The organism is Fischerella muscicola PCC 7414, assembly GCF_000317205.1.
In the GTDB taxonomy this organism is placed as follows: Bacteria; Cyanobacteriota; Cyanobacteriia; order Cyanobacteriales; family Nostocaceae; genus Fischerella; species Fischerella muscicola.
Genome location: NZ_AJLK01000195.1, coordinates 1 through 5,333, shown reverse-complemented (window position 1 = coordinate 5,333; position 5,333 = coordinate 1). Strand labels below are relative to the sequence as shown.

The 5,333-nt window shown below is 42.9% G+C and carries 4 protein-coding genes; 2 read left to right on the top strand and 2 right to left on the bottom strand.

Annotated elements, in window-relative coordinates:
- Nucleotides 1-1,655 (bottom strand): cobaltochelatase subunit CobN (locus UYI_RS0129890; RefSeq protein ID WP_016870361.1); only part of this gene is annotated, 1,655 nt, incomplete at its 3' end.
- A 92-nt stretch (nt 1,656-1,747) separates the two neighbouring features.
- Between UYI_RS0129890 and UYI_RS0129885 the strand changes: the two genes are divergently transcribed.
- Both UYI_RS0129885 and UYI_RS0129880 read left to right on the top strand, forming a co-directional pair.
- Nucleotides 1,748-3,805 carry a GAF domain-containing sensor histidine kinase gene (locus UYI_RS0129885; protein WP_016870360.1) on the top strand — a complete coding sequence of 686 codons (2,058 nt, stop codon included), beginning with the start codon at nt 1,748-1,750 and terminating at the stop codon, nt 3,803-3,805.
- Between the two features lie 17 nt (nt 3,806-3,822).
- On the top strand, nt 3,823-4,491 hold the full coding sequence (locus UYI_RS0129880; RefSeq protein ID WP_016870359.1) for an N-acetylmannosamine-6-phosphate 2-epimerase: 669 nt from the start codon (nt 3,823-3,825) through the stop codon (nt 4,489-4,491).
- Between the two features lie 16 nt (nt 4,492-4,507).
- On the opposite strand, the gene UYI_RS0129875 is transcribed toward UYI_RS0129880, so the two are convergent.
- The gene (locus tag UYI_RS0129875; RefSeq protein ID WP_081589277.1) at nt 4,508-4,747 is read right to left on the bottom strand and encodes a hypothetical protein; all 240 of its coding nucleotides are present in this window, start codon (nt 4,745-4,747) and stop codon (nt 4,508-4,510) included.
- Nucleotides 4,748-5,333 lie beyond the last annotated feature (586 nt).

Sequence of the window (5,333 nt, the reverse complement as noted above, 5' to 3'; positions counted from 1 at the left end):
TTGTGGGGTTGGGGGGCAATGGGGAGATGAGGAGAATCTAATTTTATATTCTCCCCACTGCCCCTTATCCCCAGAGGGGACCCCCGCCTTCCCCATCTCCCTACCTCCCCATCAAGTAAAGTACTTTCCCACTGATCGCAAATCCCCTGCTGCACTTCTGGCGGCAAACTAGCAAAATACTCCTGATACTCGCGCGCAGAAACACTTTGCTGCACCGGACGCAACTCCCTACCTTCCGGATCATTCGTTACCCCAGCAGTGAGAAGCTGGATTAATTGATCACCAGTACCAGGAATCTTTTCCACCTCATACCCTGCCAACTGTAAAGCCTGAAGAATTTCTACACAGCTAGCAGGTGTGTCTAACCCGACACCATTGCCAATGCGACCATCACGGGTAGGGTAATTTGCCAAAATCAGAGCAATACGTCGTTGTTGGGGCGGCTTAGAACGCAGACGCACCCAATTAGCTGCTAATTCCGCAACAAACTCAATGCGATCGCGCACAGGTTCATAAACCATGACATCAGTTTCTAACTGGGGATGCCAAGTTTCCACTGCTTTAAAAGATACAGCCCGACTAATAATTCGTCCATCTACTTCCGGTAGCGCCACATTCATAGCTACGTCACGGGGGGAAAGTCCTTGAAACTGCTCCTGCCACTGTTCTACACAACCACCACTTAAAATTACTTGTAAAACAGGCACATCTAATTTTTGCCACAGTTCTAGTTGGGGTGCTTCTGTTTCCAACCGCGCCAAAGAAAAACTAGTAGTATTCAGCAGTACAGATATCGGCTGTGAGTCTTTTGGTTGAAAAATTTCGCTCAACTCCTCTTGCACATCGAGTTCACGTAGCGAAGAAACAAACACTGGTACGGGTTCTAAATTTCGATTTACCAAAGCTTCGCACAAAGCATCGATGACTTTGGTATTTCCCGCCAGATAATGGGCGCGGTAGAAGAGGATACCGACTTTGGAAGTGATGGGGTGATGGGGTGATGGGGGGATGGGGTGAGGTTTTTCTCCCCACCTCCCCATCTCCCCTAATCCCCACTCCCTTGGGGGAGTGGGGGCCCCGAGTTCCCCACCTCCCAATCTCCCCAGCCAAGAATACAATCCAACACGCGGCACACTCTGGGGTGGTGGTGGATTAAAGGAAGTGGAAAGGCAATGATCAGCAATATATTTCAGGGCGTTAGCAATATTTTCTGTGCCACCTTCATTAAAATAGCGCCAGATTTGGTTCACAACACCCAAGGGCAGGGTAGAGTGGGACATAAGAGCAGGATCAAGAGCATCGTCCCCTGGCATTACAATGAGGTTTATATCATTGTTTTGTGCTATTTCCTGGACTACCTCTAACCCGTAAGCCCAATAGGAATGTCCTCCTAGTAAGCGCAGGATAATTACCTGGGCTAGTTGTAAAACTTGCTCAGCATAGGTATCAATGCTAATTTGATGCTGCAAGTTCAATAGGTTAGCAACTCTAAATGCAGGAAATTTTGTAGGTAACTTGGGGATTGCAGCTGCCAAAGTTTGAATGTCGGTGTCAGCAGCCGTCAGCAATACAAGGGGAGCTGGAGTTTGTTCTAGGAAGCTTACACCTTCTGATTGGGGGTTCCAACCTCCCGGAGTGGCATTAATACGATGCATATTCCTGTCTGAGGATCTTAAACTGTTGATTAGAACGCGATTAAAAAATAATTAAGCAACTGCATCTAGCTTCTTTTCACGAATTTTTGAACATGCTTAGTTCCCCTGATTTGAGCTTTTCTCGCACCTTGCCTTTAGAGGTATTTAATCAGCTTGGCGAATTGTTAGAGCAGATGGCTCAAGCAGTGGAAGGTGATTCTGTGGTTCTGACAGAAGCTGTGCTGAAGCAGATCAGTAAACCTGAAGAATGGCAGAGGCAAAAATTTACAGTTGTCATTTCTCAGGGTTTTAGTGCTTTGATGATGGGTTTTGCAGAACCAAAAGCGGATTTGCGGGAGCAGTTGCATGTTAAGTTAACATTTGATTGTGAAGCGATCGCCTCTTTCCTCACAAATATCAAAGATTTATTTGAACACAATTCTCCCCGATACCATAAAATTAATTATTTTTGTCAACTTCTTGCTCCTAATGATGTCAAACTCCAAAGTCAGTTTACGCTGTTATTGTTAGATTTTTTCCTGCCACAGTCAAATCAGGAAATCACACAACCACAAGCTTCTACAACTCCTTTGGCTTCTGTTTGTCAGCCAGTGGAGAATGCCCTCAACAAACAACTTGCTCAAGAGCGGCTATTGAATCAGATTACAACTCAGACTCGTCAAAGTCTAGACTTGTCGGTAATTATCGTAACAGCAATTGAGCAGGTGCGGAAGTTTTTGGAATTAGATCGGTTAGTAATTTGCAAGTTAGTTTACCCACAGGTGGCGGAGCTTTTTAACCGTCCTCAGAAGTCGAATAATAGCAATAATTTACCTGCGGGGCTATTCTCTCAAGATAATTTTTTAGGCGATGTGATTGAGCCAAAACCGAGACAGCTAAATTTATCACTCAACGATAAGATTTTTCGTTTTGGCATTCCAAATATAGGTCAAGTAAACAATCACGCCTTAAATTCTTCATTATCACTTAATTTAGCACAATCTTCAAATTGTGTAATTTATGAATCCCGTGTTGACGATACTATTCCTTCTGTCTTGAACTACGGAGAAGAAAACTGCTTTGTACCTAACTCTTCGTGGTGGGAAAGGTATCGCCAAGGTTTGAGTGTTGCTGTAGATGATGTTGAAAAAACTTATGTTTTAGAAGAGTGTTTGTTGAATGCTTTAAGAAGTATCAAAGTCCGCTCAAAATTCATAGCTCCAATTGTATTTGAAGATAAACTTTGGGGACTGTTGATTGCTCATCAGTGCAACAGAACACGTCAGTGGATTGAGAGTGAAAAAAGTCTCCTAACTTCTGTTGCGGAACAATTGGCGATCGCGATTCATCAAGCCGAGTTAATGCGATCGCTGACTCAAGAAAAACAAACTCTCGAACAAAGAGTCGTTGAGCGCACAGTAGCGCTGCATGACGCTTTAGTTGCTGCGGAAGCTGCTAGTCGGCTCCGCAATGAATTTCTTGCCACCATCAGCCATGAATTACTGACACCGTTAACTTACGTAATTGGTATGTCTGCAACTTTACTGAGGTGGTCTTTTGGAGATTTGAATCAACGCCAACGAGAATATCTGCAAACCATCCACGACAGCGGCGAACATCTATTAGAAATGATTAATGATATTCTGGATTTATCCCAGATCGAAGCAGGTAAAGCTGTTTTAAATATTACAGAATTTTCTTTAGTGAAGATCGCAGAAAATATAGTTGCATCGTTACTGGAAAAAGCCAGCAGCCAGCAAGTCACTTTGAAACTAGAGTTACTTGTCGATCAAAAAAGCGATCGCTTTACTGCCGATGTTAGAAGAGTAGAACAAATCTTATGGAATCTCTTAAGTAATGCGATCAAATTTACGCCTGAAGGTGGAAATGTCACTCTACGCCTGTGGATGGAAGCTGACACAGCAGTGTTTCAAGTTGAAGATACTGGTATTGGTATTCCTGAAGCACAGTTACCATTACTGTTTGAAAAATTTCATCAACTAGATACCCCCTACCGTCGCCGTTACGAAGGTACGGGACTGGGTTTGGCATTAACTAAACAACTTGTGGAACTACACAGGGGACGAATTGAAGTAGAATCTATGGTTGGTGTTGGTTCAATTTTTACAGTCTGGATACCAGTCCAACCAGAACCAATCATAAAATTATGAATTATGAATTATGAATTATGCCAATTGAATTGCTACGCCACGGACTTATCGTCTCTTGTCAAGCGCCGATAGATTCACCTCTACATAACTCGGTTGTGATTGCAGCAATGGCACAAGCAGCAGTCAACAATGGTGCTAAAGGAGTACGTATTGACACGCCAGCCCATATACATGCTGTGCGAGAATCTGTAAAAGTACCAATAATTGGTTTATGGAAACAAATAATATCTGGATACCATGTATACATTACACCACAGTTTCATCATGCAGTTGCGGTAGCAGAAGCAGGGGCTGATATTATTGCCATAGATGCTACGCTCAGAGAGCGTCCTGGTGGTGAAACAATCGCAGACATTATTCCCCAAATTCATGAGAAGTTGGGTAAGCCAGTGATGGCTGACATAGATACAATTGAAGCAGCGATCGCAGCAACAAGCGTTGGTGCAGACATGGTAGGAACTACCCTATTTGGCTACACTAGTGCTACTAACCATCTTTCTCCCCCTGCTTGGGAACTCCTCACTCAGATGGTAAAAAACTTAAGAGTTCCCGTGATTTGTGAAGGTGGTATTGCGTCTCCGGCGATGGCGCGTCAAGCCATTAATTTAGGAGCATATGCTGTAGTTGTTGGTACTGCAATCACGGGGATTGATTATTTAGTGAAAGCGTATACGAAAGAACTATAAATCTCTAAACTACGAATTAAAGCTTTACAGGAGCATTTGCAGGAGAAAACTCGTTTGCCAATGCTGTTGGCACTAAAGTCCAACCTGCCTTTAAAAGCTTCTGATAAGTTGCCCAACCTCTAGAACCACCCGGGATTTTATAATCTGGGACTGCATATTGAGGAAAAGCTGTATAAGGACGCCACGGTTGATGAGGTGCAGTCTGCAAATGCAAAATCTTATCCCCATACTCACCAGATGTAGACAACCAGCACATTCTTTGCTGCATAGTAAATTCCTTTGTATTTTTATAGTTAAAAGCATAATGGCAGACTTTTGTCAAGTCTAACATCACCCCATTGGGGTAGTTTTTTGCTTATTTTTCCAGATGCATATACTTCAATAAATCTTTCTTGAGTCTGAGACGAAATTACGCACCTTCATTAACCTCAGGTAGCAATAAACAACACTTGTGTTCCAATAATGTTAGGTGCTGTAAAAAAAAAGGGGTGTATCGACAAATACGATTTTTTATTATTTATATCTTGCATCAAGCTGTGAACTATAGCTCACAGCGATAAACTAAAACTCGTTAAAACTCAAATATTGCACCAATGTTCAGTAAGCCTCAAATCCCGCCCAGAAATCAAGTTCAGGGCTGCATAGCTAAACTCCATTAAAATAGAGTAAAATTCCTTGGAAGTCTTATGCACGAGGACTTTCGCTATTATCCTGGGGTTTGAACCCCAAGCGGGTTATTTCTACATCTGCCATCTGCCATCCGCCTTCTGCCTTTCAAGATAGATGGGAAACGAAAAGCCGTAAAAGTCTGGTAATACCTTACTGATTATGCAAATTCAAAT